The sequence below is a fragment of the Erythrobacter sp. Alg231-14 genome (genome assembly GCF_900149685.1).
Taxonomy (GTDB): domain Bacteria; phylum Pseudomonadota; class Alphaproteobacteria; order Sphingomonadales; family Sphingomonadaceae; genus Erythrobacter.
In genome coordinates, this window is the sequence record NZ_LT702999.1 from 396,363 (window position 1) to 415,249 (window position 18,887).

Annotated in this window: 15 protein-coding genes; 10 read left to right on the forward strand and 5 right to left on the reverse strand. The window is 55.4% G+C overall.

Annotation, left to right across the window (positions count from 1 at the left end):
* Positions 1 to 86 precede the first annotated feature (86 nt).
* The 8 genes from BQ8290_RS01865 (at position 87) to BQ8290_RS01900 (ending at position 10,909) form a co-directional block, all read left to right on the forward strand.
* Positions 87 to 2,498, forward strand: coding sequence for a chemotaxis protein CheW (locus BQ8290_RS01865; protein WP_108787149.1), 2,412 nt, complete (start codon positions 87 to 89; stop codon positions 2,496 to 2,498).
* Positions 2,498 to 2,938: a chemotaxis protein CheW gene (locus BQ8290_RS01870; protein ID WP_108787151.1), complete on the forward strand. Its 441-nt coding sequence runs from the start codon at positions 2,498 to 2,500 to the stop codon at positions 2,936 to 2,938. The genes BQ8290_RS01865 and BQ8290_RS01870 overlap by 1 nt, the downstream gene beginning before the upstream one ends.
* 85 nt (positions 2,939 to 3,023) lie before the next feature.
* Positions 3,024 to 3,389 carry a response regulator gene (locus BQ8290_RS01875; RefSeq protein WP_108787152.1) on the forward strand — a complete coding sequence of 122 codons (366 nt, stop codon included), beginning with the start codon at positions 3,024 to 3,026 and terminating at the stop codon, positions 3,387 to 3,389.
* Positions 3,386 to 4,588, forward strand: coding sequence for a chemotaxis-specific protein-glutamate methyltransferase CheB (gene cheB, locus BQ8290_RS01880; protein WP_337660906.1), 1,203 nt, complete (start codon positions 3,386 to 3,388; stop codon positions 4,586 to 4,588). The genes BQ8290_RS01875 and cheB overlap by 4 nt, the downstream gene beginning before the upstream one ends.
* A 5-nt stretch (positions 4,589 to 4,593) precedes the next feature.
* On the forward strand, positions 4,594 to 5,457 hold the full coding sequence (locus BQ8290_RS01885; RefSeq protein WP_108787154.1) for a CheR family methyltransferase: 864 nt from the start codon (positions 4,594 to 4,596) through the stop codon (positions 5,455 to 5,457).
* 143 nt (positions 5,458 to 5,600) lie between these two features.
* On the forward strand, positions 5,601 to 7,151 hold the full coding sequence (locus tag BQ8290_RS01890; protein WP_108787156.1) for an EAL domain-containing protein: 1,551 nt from the start codon (positions 5,601 to 5,603) through the stop codon (positions 7,149 to 7,151).
* Complete coding sequence (locus BQ8290_RS01895; protein WP_337660907.1) at positions 7,148 to 8,950, forward strand: methyl-accepting chemotaxis protein; 1,803 nt, start codon at positions 7,148 to 7,150, stop codon at positions 8,948 to 8,950. Before BQ8290_RS01890 ends, BQ8290_RS01895 begins: the two co-directional genes overlap by 4 nt.
* A 126-nt stretch (positions 8,951 to 9,076) precedes the next feature.
* Positions 9,077 to 10,909, forward strand: a complete 1,833-nt coding sequence (locus BQ8290_RS01900; RefSeq protein WP_337660908.1) for a methyl-accepting chemotaxis protein — start codon at positions 9,077 to 9,079, stop codon at positions 10,907 to 10,909.
* Between the two features lie 380 nt (positions 10,910 to 11,289).
* Here the strand turns inward: BQ8290_RS01900 and BQ8290_RS01910 are convergent, their stop codons facing one another.
* Together BQ8290_RS01910 and BQ8290_RS01915 are read right to left on the reverse strand one after the other, a co-directional pair.
* The gene (locus tag BQ8290_RS01910; RefSeq protein WP_337660909.1) at positions 11,290 to 12,294 is read right to left on the reverse strand and encodes a DUF6607 family protein; all 1,005 of its coding nucleotides are present in this window, start codon (positions 12,292 to 12,294) and stop codon (positions 11,290 to 11,292) included.
* Positions 12,295 to 12,329: 35 nt separating this feature from the next.
* Positions 12,330 to 14,603 (reverse strand): TonB-dependent hemoglobin/transferrin/lactoferrin family receptor, encoded by a 2,274-nt coding sequence (locus BQ8290_RS01915; protein ID WP_337660910.1) that lies wholly within the window; start codon positions 14,601 to 14,603, stop codon positions 12,330 to 12,332.
* A 263-nt stretch (positions 14,604 to 14,866) separates the two neighbouring features.
* Here BQ8290_RS01915 and BQ8290_RS01920 point away from each other — a divergent pair, with 263 nt between their 5' ends.
* Together BQ8290_RS01920 and BQ8290_RS01925 are read left to right on the forward strand one after the other, a co-directional pair.
* Positions 14,867 to 16,024 (forward strand): glutathione S-transferase N-terminal domain-containing protein, encoded by a 1,158-nt coding sequence (locus tag BQ8290_RS01920; protein WP_337660911.1) that lies wholly within the window; start codon positions 14,867 to 14,869, stop codon positions 16,022 to 16,024.
* Entirely contained in the window at positions 16,021 to 16,848 is an 828-nt protein-coding gene (locus tag BQ8290_RS01925; RefSeq protein WP_108787164.1) for an enoyl-CoA hydratase-related protein, read from the forward strand. The genes BQ8290_RS01920 and BQ8290_RS01925 overlap by 4 nt, the downstream gene beginning before the upstream one ends.
* A 1-nt stretch (position 16,849) precedes the next feature.
* On the opposite strand, the gene BQ8290_RS01930 is transcribed toward BQ8290_RS01925, so the two are convergent.
* The 3 genes from BQ8290_RS01930 to BQ8290_RS01940 are packed head-to-tail and all read right to left on the reverse strand — an operon-like array spanning position 16,850 to position 18,886.
* On the reverse strand, positions 16,850 to 17,467 hold the full coding sequence (locus BQ8290_RS01930; RefSeq protein WP_108787166.1) for a glutathione S-transferase N-terminal domain-containing protein: 618 nt from the start codon (positions 17,465 to 17,467) through the stop codon (positions 16,850 to 16,852).
* Positions 17,468 to 17,470: 3 nt separating this feature from the next.
* A complete protein-coding gene (locus BQ8290_RS01935) occupies positions 17,471 to 17,773 on the reverse strand; it encodes an EF-hand domain-containing protein (RefSeq protein ID WP_108787168.1) in 303 nt (100 codons plus the stop codon).
* 27 nt (positions 17,774 to 17,800) lie between these two features.
* On the reverse strand, positions 17,801 to 18,886 hold the full coding sequence (locus BQ8290_RS01940) for a DUF2855 family protein (RefSeq protein WP_108787170.1): 1,086 nt from the start codon (positions 18,884 to 18,886) through the stop codon (positions 17,801 to 17,803).
* Position 18,887 lies beyond the last annotated feature (1 nt).

Here is an 18,887-nt window from a genome sequence, read left to right on the forward strand (position 1 = left end):
AAGCCGGCGATAGGCTTTCGTTAACCATCCCGCTTCATAAGTGCTCCGTGCGCGAATACCGCGCGTCGTAAAGGGGCAAATGTGTCATGGATGACCTGCTGACGGACTTCGTCGCAGAGACCAGGGAAATGCTGGAGGCCAGCGAAGGGGAGATCGTTGCTTGGGAAGCCGATCCGGCCGACCGCGCGCGCCTCGATACAATTTTCCGGTTTGTGCACACAGTCAAAGGCAATTGCGGCTTCTTCGATTTTCCGCGCCTTGCCGAATTGTCGCACGCCGCCGAAGATGCATTGGCAGATTGCCGATCCGAACGACGCACAGCCGACGGCGCGCTGGTCACGGCGGTTCTAGCGATTATCGACCGGATCGCGCTCATGGTCGACGCCATCGAAGCAGGTGAAGAATTTACAGAGGGCGGCGATGAGGAATTAATCGCAGCCTTGGCACCCGGCGCACAGACAGCTGACATTCCGGTCTTCCCGCATGCGCCTGCGAGCGATCTATTGAACGACGCCGTCCCTGCGCCCGGCGACGACCCCGTTGGCAAGAAATCCGAAAACGTTCCCACACCTCAACGCTCAATCCGATTGCCGGTTGATTTGCTCGACCGTGTCATGAGCGGCGTTTCCGACATGGTTTTAGCACGCAATGATCTTGCGCATCGACTGCGCCAAGCGGGCACCCAACCAACTATCGACGGTCCGTTTGAGCGGCTGACCACCATACTTGCCGATGTACGTGATGCCATCACCCGCATGAGGATGCAGCGGATTGAGACATTATTCGCTGCCCTGCCCAGGCTTGTCCGCGACCTTTCTGCTGAACTCGGCAAACAAGTCATGGTCGACCTCGAAGGCGGTGACGTGGAATTGGATCGTGAGATGATTGAGACGATCCGAGATCCGATCACTCACATCATACGAAACGCAATTGACCATGGGATGGAAAGCCCAACCACCCGCTTGTCCAATGGCAAACGCGAGGTGGGCATCATGTCTATTTCTGCGCGCCAATCCGGAAACACAATTTCTATCGTCGTTAGCGATGATGGCGCGGGTATTGATTCTGAGCGTATCTTGGCAAAAGGCATTGCGACCGGCCTAATTTCGGAAAGTCAGCGCACCGAATTGAGCCGCGAAGACATCCTGCAATTGATTTTTGAGCCTGGTTTTTCGACAGCCGAAGAAGTCAGCAGCGTATCCGGACGAGGTGTGGGCCTTGATGTCGTTCGTCAGAATTTGGAACGGGTCGGTGGCAGCATTAAAGTCACCAGCACTCTTGGGGTGGGCACTATGTTCACTCTGCAAGTGCCCCTCACCCTTAGCATCATTGCCGGATTGACCGTCGAGATTGGCGATCAACGATTTGCCATTCCGCAAAGTTATGTCGAAGAGATCATCCACGCATCATCCAAGGCTCTCGATTACACGCAAATGGGTGAAACGGCCTTGGTCACATTCCGGGGCAACCGGGTTCCATGCCTGATGCTGACCGAAGTATTGGATCTACCGGCCGGAGATTTGGTCCAAGGCGAACACACAATGGTGATGTTGCGTTTGGCCAGCGGCGACTTGTTTGCCTTGGCGGTGGACCGAATTCATTCTCACGGCGATGTTGTGGTCAAACCTTTAGCCCCTGCAGTGATGCGCAGCGGGTATTACGCGGGGTCCACGCTGCTTGATGATGGCCAACCTGTTTTGCTTCTCGATGTGACCAACATTGCGGGTGAATACGGCCTTGTCTCAGACGCTCGCAACCGGGTACTTCAATCGTTCGACGACCAATCGGCAGACGACGAACAAGATGCATGCCGGGCCATGGTGTTTACCGATTACAACGGGCGCCGCTGTGCCGTTCGGTTGGAACTGGTGCAACGGATCGAAACCGCTCCCGTATCAGCAATTGATCTTTCTGGTGCATCACCGCGCGCGGTCATTGATGGCGCAATACTTCCACTGATTGGATTGCCCGACGGGCCAATATCATCGGAAAAAGTACGTCTATTGCGACTAACCGATGGTGCATGTGAATTGCTCTATGCAGTGCGTGAAATTGATGATGCCACACAATTGGACGACGTTCTAAAACCCGAAACCGATGACGCCTTGATAGAGGCTGTGACGTTGGTGAACGGCCAAACCATCGCCTTGATCGATGGCCACGAATTGTTCGCCCGTCATGGTGAGGCACCGCAAGACGCCGAGAAACCAAAATGCCGGTTACCGGACTCTGATTGGGCCCGGACAATCCTAGGCCCACTGGTGACGTCTGCTGGCTATAACATCGCGAAATCTGATGAACCGGATCAGGATGTGGCGATTTGGTTTGATGATGAATACGAAGCCGCTCTGGCGTTGGATGTGACGTTCAACTCTCCGGTTATTCGCCTTCGTGATCTGCCCGAAGCCACTGAGGGCGCGTCAACGATCTATCGTTACGATCGCGAAGCGGTCATCGATGCCTTGCGCAAAGCGCGCGCTGTCGGAGGGGAACGGTGATGAACAACTTGCTTGTTTTGGCTCAAATCGCTGGGCGTCGTTGCGCATTCAACGCGCATGACGTGAGCTCGGTCATCGAAGTCGGTTCGGTCACTCCCGTGCCGCGCTCGCCCGACTTTATTTCGGGGATCACTGCCATGCGCAGTCAGGCATTGACGGTGATTGATTGCCGACGTGCATTGGGTTTTGATGCCAATAGGTGGTCGCTTGATCATCGTGCGATTGTCGTGGCCGTCGAAAATTATTCTTACGCTCTGCGCGTGGATTCCATCGAAGACATCACCACCGCTGCGAGTGAACCGGAACAGGTTCCCGGTGGGTTTGGCAGAGAATGGGCGCGCGCTGCAACGGGAATGATCGAAACCCATGACGGCCCCGTCTTGTTGATCGATCTGCCTCAAATGATCGCTGGTCCCGAACCCTTCGCAGGGGCGGCTTAATTCTATGCTTACTTTCTTAGCCTAATACTCAAACGTTCCGATCAGTAAGATCGCCCCACCGGCGACCAAGATCGAAGGATGCGCCATGAAAACATGCCTAATCGTCGATGATTCCAGAGTAATCCGCAAAGTTTCGAGACATATCCTCGAAACCCTCGGTTTCACCGTGGACGAAGCCGAAAACGGTCAAATGGGTCTGGATGCGTGCCTTGTTGCGATGCCTGACGTTGTCCTTTTGGATTGGAACATGCCGGTCATGACCGGGATCGAATTCATCACGCAACTGCGCCAGCGACCGGGCGGGGACAAACCGAAAGTCGTGTTTTGCACCACGGAAAATGATGTCGCCCATATCCGCGAAGCGATCAGCGCCGGCGCGGACGAATATGTAATGAAACCTTTTGATCACGAAACTCTTCAGATCAAACTGCAATTGGTGGGTTTCGCGTGAACGCACCGACTTCCTCCCCCTCGCGTTTGCTGCGCAAAGCCAATCCGTTGGATGAAACTTCAACTGGTCAGGCGGGTGCTGCGCCTGTGGCGAACCGACCGGCCGACGCAATCCGTGTGATGTTGATCGACGATTCTTTGACCGTCCGCACAGTGTTCAAACGCATGGTCGAAAGCGACGCAGGGATGGTCGTGTCTCAAACCGCGAGCAGCGCTGAACGCGGGATTGCTCAACTTAAAGACGCAGACATCGATGTCATTCTGCTCGACCTTGAAATGCCCGGAATGGGCGGTCTCGAAGCGTTGCCGATGATATTGAAGGTCGCACCCGAGGCGCAAGTCATGGTGGTGTCATCGCTTACCGAAGACGGGGCCGAGGCCACCGTTCAGGCGCTCTCAACTGGCGCAGCGGACACCATGTTGAAGCCCCGACCTGGTGGATTCAACGAAGAATATCGCAGCCAACTTTTATCCAAGATCCGCGCGCTGGGCGGAGCCAACGATCCCGCCAAATCAGGCGCCGGGTCGGCCACACCCGACGATACGCGCAAGCAAACCGACCGTCAGAAAAGACGGACAAAACGGCCCGATGTTCTGGCAATTGGCGCGTCAACAGGTGGCATCCACGCGCTCAACGTCTTGATGCGGAAACTCACCCCTGATTTTGATCTGCCGATCTTGATCACACAGCACCTTCCAAGTTCATTCATCCCTGTCTTCGCCCGTCAGATCGAAGTCGCCAGCGGACGGCCAACGCATATCGCGGAAGATGGCACCGAAATTCGCAGAGGCGAGATTGCGATCGCCACGGGTCATGGACACATGGTTGCGCGCCGCATTGGCGATCGTCTTGTCACCCGGATCAAAGTCGAAGCGGTAGAAAATGGCTGCATGCCATCGGTTGATCCCATGCTGTCGAGCTTAACAGAGATCTGCGAAGGCCGCGTCCTCGCCATCATCTTGTCTGGAATGGGACGTGATGGGCTGGAAGGGGCCGAACTTTTGACCGCTGCAGGCGGCACAGTGTGGGCACAAGATGCCGAAACCAGCGCCGTTTGGGGCATGCCCGGATCCGTTGCAAAGGCTGGCTTAACCAGCCTCGTTGCGTCTCCCGAAGAATTGGGGGCAGCGATAATGGATCAATTCTCCTTAACTGGGGCCGTCGCCCAACAACCTGAGACACAAGGCGCAGCACGCTGACCGGTATGGAAGTCAGCCAAGCCTCTTATCAAATCATCGCCGACCTTCTGGCCGAGCGGACCGGACAACATTTGACCGAAAGCCGCCGCTGGCGCGTTGCCACCGCTCTCGCCGGAGTGTTTCGCGAACACAATATCAGCAATGTCGATCAACTTGTTTGTTTGCTCGATGTACCGCGACGTAGAGCCACGGATCATGACCTGGCTTCGGAAGTGGTCGAAGCGCTGTTGAACAACGAAACCTATTTCTTTCGTGACAAGCCGACCTTTGATCAGATTCCGGACGAACTTCTTCCTGAAATCGCCCGCCGACGTGAGCACACAAAACGGATTTCGATCTGGTGCGCCGGATGTTCCACCGGACAAGAGGTTCACTCCCTCGCCATGTTGTTCGAAGACCAAAAGGAAAAATGGCGCGGTTGGACAATCGACATTTTGGGCACGGATGTGTCGCACACGGTTGTGCGCACCGCGCGGACAGGTCTGTACAGCCAATTTGAGGTTCAGCGCGGACTGGGCGTTGCGCAAATGCTCCGCCATTTTGATGAGACGCCCGATGGTTGGCAAATTCGCGACCACGTGCGCACCATCACCCGGTTTCAACAACACAATGTATTGACCGAACCCCCTGCCCGGCAGCGATTTGACCTCATATTGTGCCGCAATGTCTTGCTTTATTTTGAGAGAGAGACCCGCGAACTGGCGTTCCATCGCCTTTCCAATGCGCTGGCCAGCGACGGATTTTTGATGTTGGGAGCGGGGGAAACCGTGGTCGGTCAAACCCGCGCTTTCAAACCGTCGGCCCAACGGGCCAGCCTCTACGAATTGCAGGACAATTCGGTGCTCAATCCCGTCCCGCTGGCGGGTTGAGGTTAACATCGCGGGCCAGATTTGATGACCGGCGCGCTAAGTATTTTACCATAAATTAGCCATTGCTCTTTAGAAAACCCGTCGACGCAACTGCGCCGATCGGCGTGAGCAAAGGAACTGTGGTGCCAAAACCAAGAAAACCAATGCGCTTGACCCCAATCGGGCTGGTCATGGTTCCGCTCGCCACGATTTCATTCGTCTTTGCATTGATAGCGATGGTCGTCATCGCCAGCGACGTATTGGCCTTTGCATCACCACAAGCTTTATTGATCGCCGGGGCGTTGATCTACGCTGCGACGATTTTTCTGTTGAGTCGGACCGGCATCGCCAATGTTCGCGAACTGGAAACGCTGGGCAACACGGACACATTGAGCAAACTCCCCAATCGCCGCGCATTGCATGCCGATGTTGAACGGTATTCGCGGGGCGACGAAGAAGTCGCAATCGCTCTCATCGATCTCGACAGTTTTAAGCAGGTCAACGATCACTACGGCCATTCGCTTGGCGATCAATTGATCCAAGAATGCGCGAAGCTGCTTCAAGAGACATGCGGCGAAGAGGCGAAATGTTACCGTTTGGGTGGGGATGAATTCGCAGCAGTCATGAACGGTCGGGTCGCCGGCACGATCCTAGAAGGGATTTGCCGAACAGTCCTAGAAAAACTGCAAAAACCAATTCAGGTCGGTAGCCGCTCCATCACTGTTGGTGCCAGCATCGGATTGGCCCGCAGCACAGCCGCAAGCCGCCTCCCATCGACCGAAATGCTGCGTCGTTCGGACGTAGCGATGTATATGTCAAAGCGCGGTGGCAAAATGCGCTGCACATGGTTCAACGAAACGTTTGACCAACGCCGCGAAGCTGTACGTGAGCTCGAAGACGATCTGCGCACTGGCCTCGCAAATGACGAGTTTGAGTTGGCTTATCAACCGCTTGTCGACGCTGAAAAGGGTAAGATTGTTGCGGTTGAGGCGCTTTTGCGTTGGAACCGCCAGGACAATCGTAAGATCGGTCCGAATGTCTTTATCCCGGTCGCAGAGGAATCTGGGATCATCAACCCAATTGGCCTTTGGGTCTTGCGCGAAGCAGTCAAGAATGCGCTTCGTTGGGACAACATCACGCTTTCGGTCAACATTTCGGCCGCGCAATTGCGCAATCCAGAGTTCCCCATCAAATTGGGCGAAATCTTGGAAGAAACAGGCTTCCCGGCCCACCTCCTCGAACTAGAAGTGACCGAAACCTGTCTTGTGCTTGATCCCGTCGTCGCCGAACGCAGCCTCGATGTGATCCGCAAATTTGGTGTTCGAATTTCGCTTGATGACTTTGGAACCGGTTACGCTTCGATCGGATTTTTGCGTCAATTCCGATTTGAGAAACTCAAGCTGGATCGCAGCTTGGTGGTGCAGGCCGGAGAAGACGACGGCAGCCGCGCAATGATGTTGTCGAGCATCGCGGTTGCGCGCGCATTGCACATGGATGTCACTGCAGAAGGCGTCGAGACACAAGAACAGGCTGATATGGTTCGCCTTGCAGGGTGCGATCAGATCCAAGGGTGGCTGTATTACAAAGCCATGCCTGCAAACGAAATCGACAGACTAATCATGCCGCAGAATACGGCCAATCAACCAAATGTGGGTGCAGAGCAGACCGCCGCGTCTGCATCCGCAGCAACAGGGACGGGTGGGAATTTTTCATGAGCGCTATACAAGACATCGCAGTCGACTTGGAAGCAAAGCGAGTCGAAGAAGCGGCCGCAGGCGTGGAATTGGAACAGTCCAAAACCGGGCTTTTGGGCTGGTTCTCTAGCTTGCCCATTGGGCGCAAGATCACATGGTTCTTTGGCGTCAATCTGGCTTTCGCCTTGTTCGCTGGCTTGATGATGATTGCTGGCTTTGTCGAAGTGAGTTCAAGCGCGAGCGGCATGGGCGAAGCTCATGACCAAGCCGTCGTCTCGGAACGCATCGTAGTCGATCTCTCGCAAGCGCAACGGCACGCCGAAACATTCATTGCCAACGGTGACACTGAACGTGCCGCTCAGGCGACCGCACGGTTGGATCAAGCATCCGCCAAACTGGCCCAACTGCGCGAAGTCGCACCAGAGGCAACCGGGCCGAGCGCTGAAGTCATAAATTCTGTGCGAGTTCCGGTGGAGCGTATGCGCGATGCAATCGCCAGCGCAACAAATGGCAATGGAATTCCTGCATCAACGCAAGCCATCATCGCTTCGAGCGGGGAAGCGGCATTCGAAGCGGCGAGCGGCATGGCCACCGCGCTGGAAACCGGTGCGCACGAAATGTCCGAAACCGGATCGCAATTGGCTTCAAACCTGCTCTTGGGTTGGATCGCCCTCGCCTGCTTGCTCACCCTTCTGACCGTCGTGGCTCAGCGGTATTTTGATCGCAATGTCGGACTTCCGCTTCGTACAATGTCCGATCAAATGGGCGATTTGGCGGCTGGTGAAAAAGCAATCGAAATCGAAGGCAAAGACCGCACCGACGAAATCGGTGACATGGCGCGCGCCATGTCGGTTTTCCTGCGTGCAAGTAAGCACTTGGAGAGATTGGGCAAAGAGCGCGAAGAGAAAGCGCGTGAGGAATTGGAAGAGAAAACGCGTCAGCAGAATAAAGAAGATGCGGCGCGCCAAGAGCGTGAAGAAACGCTGCGCAACATCGCGGACCAGTTTGAACGGACCGTTGGCGATGTGGTGAGCGGCGTGGCAAGCGCATCGAGCCAGCTTCAATCCACCTCCACCATGATGGCCGCAACGGCGGAGCAATCGAGCACCCGCACAAGCGATGTCGCGGTTTCCATGGAGGAAGCCAATTCCGGCGCCACCGCGGCGGCCGCAGCAAGCGATGAATTTGCCATGTCCATCGGTGAAATCAGTCGCCAAGCCGCATCTTCCGCGCAACTGGCTCGCAAGGCCACGAATTCCGCCAACGAAGCCGATGCTACAATCGCTGAACTGTCTCAATCTGCACAGCAGGTTGGTCAGATTGTTGAGTTGATCCAGACCATCGCTCAACGCACCAACTTGCTCGCCTTGAACGCATCAATCGAAGCGGCGCGTGGCGGCGAGGCCGGACGTGGTTTCGCCGTTGTTGCCAGCGAGGTGAAAGAATTGGCGATGCAAACCAGCCGTGCGACCGAGCAAATCGCTGAACAAATTTGCTCAATGCAGGATACGACCGGTGCAAGCGTGAAAGCGTTGAAATCCATCTCCAACGAAGTGCAGCAATTGGAAACGACGGCCGTTTCTATTGCGAGCGCCGTCGACCAGCAATCGGTTGCTGGGCAAGATCTTGCCCATTCAATCGATCTTGCAGCGCGTGGCACGGAGCAAGTGGCAAGCCACATCAAGGAAGTGCACGAATTGTCGATCTCAACCGGGTCAGCCGCGAGCCAAGTCTTGTCGAGCTCAACCGCATTGGAACAACAGGCGTCGACACTGCGCAGTCAGGTCGACACTTTCCTTGCCAAAGTCCGCGAAGGCTAAGCGTTGTGACCAACCCCGTCTAAGTGCAATGACTGGGGTGCAGATCCCAGCATTGTAAAGGACTTTCCTTCACCAAAGCCCTCGGTCCGTCGCCTGCATGCGACAGTCGGGATTGGGGTGCATTTCATGAACATGATGACGCGGGTGGAGGAATCCAGCCGAACCGGCGCCGGTGATTCTGCCTCTCCTAGTTCCCGTCTGATACAGCGCCCAAAACGCGCGGCTTTGGAACGCATTGCATGGTTTCGACACCTTAGTATTCGAGGGAAAGTTCACGCCATTTTCGGCGTCTTTTTCTTCATATCATTTGCGATGGCATTGATCCTTGCACTGGGCTTGGGGGAATTGCGGCTGCGTTACTCCGCGTCGGAAAAAGCAAACGATGCGCTCTACGAAGCTGTTGAACTGCGCAGTCTTGCCGGTGACCTTCGCTACGCCTCTGCGCGCTTCGTCTTAACCGGCGAGCAAACCATGCTGGAACAGCAACGCAACGCCTATGAGAACGCCAAGGCGCGCATCAATGCAATAGATCAAGTCACTGGCGACACGATGCCATCGCTGCGCCCTCAGATTGCGCGGATGCAGTCGAACTTGGATCGCTACAACGGAGCTTTCATCATCGTTACAACCGCCCAACAGCAAGGGGCCAACCCCGAACGGCTATCGCTGTTGGGTCAACGACTGACAGATAGTGGCGAGCAATTGGTGGAGGCAACCCGAAAGCTTGCCGACGGATTCATCGACCAACGCGAACGGAGCCAAGCGGCAGGCCTTACATATTTCGCCTATATGATCGCGGTCCTTGTAACATTGGGCGCAGCAGCCGCGATGATTTTGGGCGTCGGCCTGCGCTATTTCTCCAAGAACGTATCGCAGAAGATTCTCGAAATCTCCAAAGGCATGACAGCGCTCGCCCGAGGCGAGCGAGATTTCACCATCAAGGGACACGATCGCAAGGACGAGTTCGGGGAAATGCTGCGCGCGTTGGCAATGTTCAAACGCGCCAACAAACAGCTTGAATTGTGGGCCCACGAACGCAGCGAGCGGGCCGATCAAGAAATGCGTTTGCAACAAGAACGTGAAACAGAACGGAAAAATCAAGAGGCCCGCAAAACGGCATTGCTTCATGATGTCGCACTGGAATTTGAACGGACGGTTGGCGATGTGGTGAGCACAGTGGCAACCGCATCAGGTCAGCTTGGCACTACAGCGTCCAAAATGGCCTCAACCGCCGATGAAGCAAGCGAGCGGACATCTGACCTTGCCCGGCACATGGAAGAGGCCAGCATTGGAGCAACCGCCGCCGCCGCAGCCAGCGACCAATTCGCCCTTTCGATTTCAGAGATTAGCCAACAAGCCACTTCCTCGAGCGCAATGGCAAGGCTCGCGCATGACGCAACCGAAGAGGCCGATACGACGATCTCAGCACTGTCCGATTCTGCCGATCAAATTGGCCAAGTCGTCGAATTGATTCAGACCATCGCCCAACGCACCAATCTGCTTGCACTCAACGCTTCGATAGAGGCGGCGCGCGGCGGCGAAGCGGGACGTGGTTTCGCCGTGGTCGCCAGCGAGGTGAAAGAACTGGCCATGCAGACCAGTCGGGCAACGCGGGAGGTTGCAGACCAAATTTGCGCCATGCAGGACAAGACCGGCGAAAGCGTCGCCGCTCTGCGTGCCATTGCGAACCAAGTAAGAGACCTGGACAGCACAACAATGGCCATTGCTAGCGCTGTCAATCAACAATCGGTCGCGGGCCAAGATCTGGCCAGAAACATCGATCTCGCCGCGCGGGGGACCGACAAAGTGAACGGCCATGTCGATCGCGTTCGCCAATTGTCGCTTTCAACCGGGACCGCCGCCAACCAAGTCTTGGCCAGTGCCAACGAATTGGAACATCAGGCATCCACCCTCAACGCTCAAGTCACAGCATTCTTGAACCGGGTAAGAGAGGGTTAGTCGCTGATCACAGCAAACACCCTATAAGCGGCGAAGTCTTTTCCCATTTTGTTCAATGACGCGAAATACACGCCAACCGGCCTTTCATGTGTTTGCCAAGATCAACGATCGCAGTTAGCAAACAAGAAGACCGCCCAACTCAGAATTGCATTGATGTTGGAAGAACGCGAAGCCGCGCAGGCGCAACAATCGGACGCGGCGATGTGGTCTGAAAACAAATCGGTTGAGCGGGGCAACGCGGTCCGAACGTATGAGGGGCGCAGTTTCAAGCGGAGGAAATAAGCAGTCGAAGTTGGGTGGAGCGACCCTTCGCTGGATTGGGGGAAGCCGTGTGTTCATCGCGATAACGCTTGGCTCCCCCTCGACTCTGCAACACTGAACTACCCGCCGTTTTGTGCTGTCCCTTCTTCGATCAAAGCAAGCGCGGCGCGTGTCGCGTCGGCGGATGGCGTTTCACCTTTGTTGATTGCATCGGCCAATCGCAGCAATTCCGCGGCAATATCGGTGCCGTAATTGGCCTCCTGTGCGATCCGAATGCCGCCCTGCGCCTCGGCCACTTCATCCCACTTTCCACGCACGGCCGCCCAAAACTCGGATGTGTTGGTCCAATATGCATCGGCTGCGGCTACGTTATATCCGTCAAACCGTTCATAGGTGTTGAGAACATATTCCTGCACGACCGGGACTAAATCTTCGCGGCCGTCTTCGGACGGCATCATCTTTGTGTTGTCTTGCCAATGGATCCATCCATTGGGTGTCATCTGATGACGGTTGATACCGATATAGCGATCGTAAATCGGAGATCGAGTGGCATCACGTCGCGCCAGCGGCCGCGTTGTCCAATTTGAACGCCAGCGCCGCACGCCATTGGTTACCTGCCATTCGCCCCACCCCGCATATCGCGGGCTGTCGTCAACTTGATAAACCGTTTGCGACCAACGTCCTGCCCTGAGCGCTTCGGGTACGGGCTTCATCGCCCAACCGTCACCACCTTCATAGGCAAGGATCTGTTGCGGTTCGAATTCCCAATCCTGACGCCAGTGTTTGACGATATACGGCGCTTCGTCGGACCCAACCACAAGGAGATGTTGCAATACGATGCGCGTTCCGGTGTCTTCGATCACGCGCACACTTTCATGACCCCCGGATACTTTGGGCTCGATCGGTTCATACCCATCCATCCAAGCAGTGGATTCCTGCATGTCGAACCGGACACGAAAATCCCCCGCCATGGCCAGAATGGTAGCCCGGTCTTCCTGGAATGCCGCCTGCGCTGCATCCCCACTCCGCTCGATTGGATCATCGGCGAGAGCTGGTGCCGGAATTGTGATCAAAGCGGTCAGGGCAAAGCCGCCCATAAGCATCGTTTTTTTGAGAGTGAGCATCGTCGAAATCCTTCCTTGGTAGAACATGGAATAATTCAAAATTGGAACGTTGCTGAAACGCTTGCATTGCGTCCGGGGCGCGTGAAGGCACTGGCGATGGCAGCGTCGTCAACGCCTAGGCCGCGCACATCGGACCAAAGGGCATAGTTGTCATCGAACACATTAAAGATGCCCGCACGCAGTTTCAGATTATCGGTCACCGAATAGAATGCAGTAAGATCAAAGATGGTCGATTGATCAGGCCGCACAAAAAGATCCAAACCATCCGGCGCACGCTCAACATTATCGGCGTCTTTGCGCGCAGTGTGGGTGGCGATGAGATTGGCGCCATAGCGACCCTGTGGATCACGGTAGCCCAAACCCACGACAACGCTAAATGGATCAACCGTGTCCAACGGCGTGCGGCTTCCATCGGAGTTGATCACATCGCCATTGGCGTATGCGATGGCCAATCGAGCGGTGAAGCCGCTGTCGAGCTTCATTGACCCTTTGACTTCGAACCCATCGATCTCAACTTGATTGAAATTGACGAACTGAAACACCGCAGGGTCTTGCGGTGTGAACGAACCGCCCACGACCTGCTGGCTGATAAAATCGTCATAGTCTCCTTGAAACCCAACGACTTGCAAAGAGAAAATGTCGCCCACATAGCGCGCGCCCAATTCCCAACTTTCGCTTGTTTCCGGCCCTAGGTCGGCATTGGGTAACGACGTGTATCCAAAAGCCAGATTTTCAAAGAAGTTGTTCACCTGACTGGGCGTGGGCGCGAGGAAGCCTTGGGCGTAGTTTCCGAAAATGAGGAAATCATCTGCCAATCGTAGGGCGGCGCCCAGCTTGGGCGACACGCGATTGTCGTTTTGGTCACTGGCTTCAAATGTTGGCAGCAAGGGATCATTCGTTGGGTTGAGGTCATAGAAATCAAACCTCAACGCCGGGAACAAGGTCAAAACCCCATCAAAGAGCGCAATCTCATTCGCGATGAAAACACCACCCAACGTAAAGTCGGTGACCGGGAAGGCGCGCGTGGGGAATACCTCCCCGGTCGGGGGGATTGTCCCATCGCGTAGCCCTTCTTGACGGGTCCAACTTACATCGCCGCCCACGGCAATCGTGTTGGCGATGGAACCGAACGAAAATGCACTGCGCGCCTCGGCGCTGAGGCCATATACTTCGTTGTCGAACGTGTTGAGGCGGGTTCGATTGGGCGCAGGGATAAAGCTTAATTGCGTGCGGTCTTCTTCGGTGAACTGCTCATCTTCACCTTGCTGGTAATAGGCTGTGAGAAATGCGTATTCGATGGCATCGCCGGCCTCTCCTGTGAACGTCCAATCGGCGGAAACACGCGCGCGACTTGTGGTGTCGCTCGCCTCCAATCGATCCACCGTCCATGTGGGTGAAGGGCCAAACAGAAACACCGGGCCAATTCCTGAAAGGACATTTGTGTCGATTTCGGTTTCGAGCCGTTCGCCGGTAAGGCGCAGTCGGTGCTCTCCATCACTCCAAACCAGTTTGCCCAAGACGGCGTTTGAGTGGCCGTCGGTCGGATTTGGCAAAGTGCGAGTTGATCCTGTGCCGCCGGTTTCCCCTTGGTTTTCCAGCTCGCTAAAATCCCGACGAGTGTACCCGATGTAGCCGGAGAGGTTCCCACTTTGCGCCGCCAAGGTGATGGTGTTGGCGTACTCATCATCCTCGCTGGAATATTGCGCACGAGCAAAGCCGCCAAAGCTGTCAGCGCCCAACAAGTCTCCTGGATCGGCCGTGGTAAAACTGATCGCACCGGCAAGACCGTCACTGCCGTAAAGCGCCGAGGCGGGACCGCGCAGAATCTCAACCTGTTTGATTAAACTGACATCGGTCGATCCACCCCGACCAACATCTTGAGCTCCAAAGCTGAAACCTTGCGGCGACCGGATACCATCAACTTGAATCAACACACGGTTGCCGCCGATACCGCGAACGACGAAATCTTCATTGCGCGCACGTCCGGTTGAACCCAGCGCGGCTCCAAATCGAGCGGGCGCGCGCCGGACCGTGACGCCCGGTTCGAACCGCACCAAATCTCGGGTGTCCGTCGCCAATTGATCGGCGATCTCGTCGTCAGTGATGACCGATATCGTGGCCGGAGCTTCTTCCAGTGCCACGGGCGTACGCGTGGCGGTGACAGTGATTTGACCCGGCTCGGAGCCATCGTTGTTCTCATAATCTGGGCCGGGCGCGGATTGTGCCTGGGCCATATTGGGCAGTGCAGCTACGACCAATGCGGAAGCGGAAAGCGCAAAAACGGATGAGGAATGAAGTTTGGAAATCACTGATAGGGCCCCTTGAACGCCAGGAATGATGATTAGCTGGGAGCACTTTTGATCTTATTGCGAATAAGAGTCAATAACAATACTAATGCTTCTGCGACGAATTTGCAATAATGGCCAGGCGCTCGTTTTTGGGGCCGCTTTATGTCGGCGGTTCCTAAGGCTCACTATTGAGTCTAGTCGCGTGGCGCATTGACGGATATAATGTATTTGCACTAATAGTGCCATATTCATCGTATTTGGCAAATGCCAGAAAAGGCTGAACTTTGACCTACACACTCTATGGAATGGCCGGATCTCTCTACACGGCTCGCGCACGCTCTTACATGCGGACACATTCTGTCCCATTCTCCGAAGTGAAGGCTGGAAGTGAGGAGTTTGTTGGCAAAGTCGTTCCGCAAATCGGACGGTGGATCATTCCGGTGATCAAAACACCCGACGATGCAATCATTCAGGATGGCGCAGAAATTATCGACCATCTCGACGGCGCTGGTTTTAGCAAGAATCCGATCTATCCAACCGACCCCAAGCTGCTGCTTATTGCGCATCTGTTCGAATTGTTCGGTTCACACGGCCTTTTACGCCCGGCGATGCATTATCGTTGGAACTTTGATGAGGTGAACCTGCCGTTCCTAAGAGAGACATTCCGCGATGTCCTCCCATCAGGTCTACCGAAAGAAGCGGAAGACGCAGCCTTTCTGCATGCCAGCGGCCGTATGCGCAAAGCGGCGGAGGTGTTCGGGGTCAATCCTGACACCTACAAGCTTGTCGAAGAAAGCTACGCCCAGTTCCTTTTACTCATGGAACGGCATCTACAGGAACATCCGTTCATCCTTGGTGGCCACGCGACGATCGCCGATTACGGATTGATCGGCGCTATGTATGCGCATTTGGGTCGCGACCCCGCCCCATTGCGCTTGATGCAGATCAGCGCCCCCAATGTATTCCGCTGGGTCGAGCGGATGAACATGGCGGAGGTCTTTGTTGACGACTCCATGGATCGTTCCGGCGGTGATCTATTCGAGAGTGACGCTCTGCCTGATAGTCTTCTGCACATCATGCGCTTCATCTCGGACGATTACGTGCCGGAAATCACCGCCCATGTGGATCGCGCCAACAGTTGGCTGGAAGCGAACCCAGAAGTCGAGACCGGTGCCCAGACAAACAACAAATCGATGAAAAGCGGATTGGGGTTGGCGCCTTTTGAGTGGAGAGGGGCGGCTATCAATACCGTGGTCATACCCTACCGGTTTTACCTGCTGCAAAGGCTTCAAGACGCCTTTGACCGCCAACCACAAGAGGGGCAAACTGCGATCCGAGCAATCTTCGAAAGCACCGGACTCGAAACCCTCTTCACCCTTCGCACCAATCGCAGGATGGAACGTCAGGATAATCAGGAAGTCTGGGGAGACATCCAACCATGACTGACGACCACATTCTTTATGCGGTCGAAAAAGGTGTGGCGACCATCACGTTCAATCGCCCCCAAAAATTGAATGCATTAACGCCGGCGATGCTGAACGGTTTCTTCAAACTCGTGGCGACGGCTTCCGAAGACGATGCCGTGCGGGTTATCCTTGTCACCGGCTCCGGCCGTGGCTTTTCTGCCGGGCTTGATCTGGATGTCATTGGCACCGGCCAAAGCGGCCGCGTAGAGACCAACCCACCGACAAATCCGCGTTGGGACGACACAGTCGGCCCGGCCATGAAGCGCTTTTTCAGCGGCGGTTGGAACGGACTGATCACCAGCCGCAAGCCAACGATTGCAGCCGTGAATGGACCTGCATTTGGCTGGGGCTTTATCCTCTCTCTCCATTGCGACATTCGATTTGCCGCACGATCGGCATTGTTCAACGCGACCTTTGCCCGGCTAGGCGTACCGGGTGAGAAGAATTCCGCCTGGCTTTTGACGCGCCTTATCGGATCAGCGAGAGCAGCCGACCTCCTCTATACTGCCCGCCGATTTGACGGAGAGGAAGCCGAGCGTCTGGGCGTGGTCAACGCCGTGCTTGATGACAATGCATTGATGAATCACGCAAACGAATATGCGCGCAATCTGGCCCGCAATTCTGCGCCACGCTCACTCGCCGCGATGAAGGCGCAAATTTGGACAGCAATCGACGATTGCTACGACGATGCTTTCGCAGCCTCGGATCACGAGCAAAACATCGCCGACAAGACCAAAGATTTTCGCGAAGGGGTCAGCAGTCTTCTAGGGAATCGTCCTCCCGATTTTCGCGGCCGCTAAATTACGCTCCCATCGCAATCGCTTTTGCAAATGCAGGCCGCTCGGTAATCCTTTGAACATACCCCTTTAGATTTGGCATATCGTCGGTGATGCACCCAAGCCGATTGCTCATAAAGGCGGCATGGCCCAGCATAATGTCGGCGCCGGAAAAATCACCGATAAGGTAGTCATCACCTTCCAGCGATTCTTCGACAGGTTGCCACGCACGCGTCAGCAGCTTGCGCGCTTGCATCAACACCGTTTCATCGCGTCGTTCAGGAGGCAACAACAACGTGTGCACCACGATTGTGTTGACCGGCGGCATCACCATGCCTTCGCAATAGTGAAACCATTGGAGGTATTGTGGGAATGCGGCGTCGTTTACATCGGGCTTGAGCCCGCCGTTTTTGTGCCTCTCCAAAATGTACTCAACGATTGCGCCGGATTCGAAGATGGTGATGTCACCGTCCTCCAATACGGGCACTCTGCCAAGCGGGTGACGCGCGCGATGCTCATCCGACTTCAAGTCCTTGGGGTGAAAAGACATCATGTTAAGTTCGTAAGGCAGTCCCAATTCTTCCAACAACCAGCTAATCCGACTGGCGCGGCTATTGGGCGCAAAATGAAGTTTCAAAGCCATGGCTCAATTTCTCCTTGCCGCAGACAGCTCAGCTGGTGTCACCAAACCATCCTCATTCTTGTCTATCCTCCCAAATGCAGTGTCATACGCGCCAAAGCGGCGCACCATCCCTGCCCGACCCAACCCATCATCAGCATTCGCATTAATGAATTCTCGAAATTCGGCTGGGGTCAGCTCTCCGTCATTATCTGCGTCCGCCTGCTGGAAATTCTCCCGTGCCTTTGCCTGATCGTCAGCCACTTCGTTCGCTAGCAAGGGTGTCGCCACAAGAAGGGCTGAAACGGCAATTGGTATAGATGTTTTCATTGGACACTCTCCTGAATAGGCAAAAGATCAAATAGAGATCATTACTCCGCGCTTGGGTGAAACCTTGTTATCCAGCATATCGCGCCAGATTTTAGCGACGCCGCCTGAACCCGAGATGGCTTCAACCGCAATGTGATCGGAAACCGATTTCGCAATTTCAGCACCAGCGACCGACCCGCGCCGCCAGATCTCACCTTGCCCCCATTCCGCATCGCGTTTGGCGATATGACCGGGAGCAAAGAAGAAACTGGGTTTTGCGCCCGGCAGATCATTTTCCCGCCCTCGCTCGGCGTCCCAATGGGTTGCCCCTACAATGCAGCTCTCGACCATATTCTCACCCAGCAAGTGGTGCAGCCTGCTGGTAAGCGGGCCATTGCCCGACATATCAACCCATGCAGCGGTAAGGTTCGCGTCAATCGCGCTTTCATCGCCGTAGGTCACAATCTGATCGCAGCAATTGAGGCTTTGAACAAAGTCCACATTGCCCCGTGATGTGATGCCGATGACCTGCTGTCCAACATTGGGGTCATTCTTGAGCAGATGTGCAAGTCCAAAGCCCGTCTTTGAGGAAACCGATCCAATGACAATCTGCTGCGCTCCAAAGAACGCATTGTCGATCAGATAGTCATACAAGACGAAGCTTGTGACAAAGAGCGGGAAGAGAAGGCACCGTTCGTCTTCGAGTGATTTCAGATAGTCCGGCTCGCCCCCGGTGCGAGAATATTGGTTGTAGAGCGTGGGCAGTTCGGCGCGGTGGGGCGCGGCGTCCACAAACAGGTCATCGGCAACCTTGCCTGGCTCAAGCACAACTTCGCTCGCCATTGGGAAAAAGCCATAGAGGCGTTCACCAACTGCAATAGCAGCGCTGCGCGATTCCACGACACCGCCCATGGCCCAGCCCGGCACATTCCCCCACTCACCTTCAGCGGGGAAGTATTTCCAATACCCGATCATATCGCCCGACAAGGCATAGCTGATATTATTGGCTGTCAGGCCCATCTTGTCGATGCTCACACGGATTTGACCCTCTTCGAGAGGCCGCTGATCCAACCGGGCCGTTTTGGTTTCACGGAGGTTTTTGCGATTCACCCACAGTTCTGTTCGTCCGCCCATG

Bases quoted from the DNA above. Each gene is read 5' to 3' on its own strand.
- BQ8290_RS01930 (WP_108787166.1), bottom strand. From the start codon at position 17,467: ATGGCTTTGAAACTTCATTTTGCGCCCAATAGCCGCGCCAGTCGGATT.
- BQ8290_RS01940 (WP_108787170.1), bottom strand. From the start codon at position 18,886: ATGGGCGGACGAACAGAACTGTGGGTGAATCGCAAAAACCTCCGTGAA.
- BQ8290_RS01935 (WP_108787168.1), bottom strand. From the start codon at position 17,773: ATGAAAACATCTATACCAATTGCCGTTTCAGCCCTTCTTGTGGCGACA.
- BQ8290_RS01865 (WP_108787149.1), top strand. From the start codon at position 87: ATGGATGACCTGCTGACGGACTTCGTCGCAGAGACCAGGGAAATGCTG.
- BQ8290_RS01925 (WP_108787164.1), top strand. From the start codon at position 16,021: ATGACTGACGACCACATTCTTTATGCGGTCGAAAAAGGTGTGGCGACC.
- BQ8290_RS01890 (WP_108787156.1), top strand. From the start codon at position 5,601: ATGCGCTTGACCCCAATCGGGCTGGTCATGGTTCCGCTCGCCACGATT.
- BQ8290_RS01875 (WP_108787152.1), top strand. From the start codon at position 3,024: ATGAAAACATGCCTAATCGTCGATGATTCCAGAGTAATCCGCAAAGTT.
- BQ8290_RS01895 (WP_337660907.1), top strand. From the start codon at position 7,148: ATGAGCGCTATACAAGACATCGCAGTCGACTTGGAAGCAAAGCGAGTC.
- BQ8290_RS01910 (WP_337660909.1), bottom strand. From the start codon at position 12,294: ATGCTCACTCTCAAAAAAACGATGCTTATGGGCGGCTTTGCCCTGACC.
- BQ8290_RS01885 (WP_108787154.1), top strand. From the start codon at position 4,594: ATGGAAGTCAGCCAAGCCTCTTATCAAATCATCGCCGACCTTCTGGCC.
- BQ8290_RS01900 (WP_337660908.1), top strand. From the start codon at position 9,077: ATGAACATGATGACGCGGGTGGAGGAATCCAGCCGAACCGGCGCCGGT.
- BQ8290_RS01870 (WP_108787151.1), top strand. From the start codon at position 2,498: ATGAACAACTTGCTTGTTTTGGCTCAAATCGCTGGGCGTCGTTGCGCA.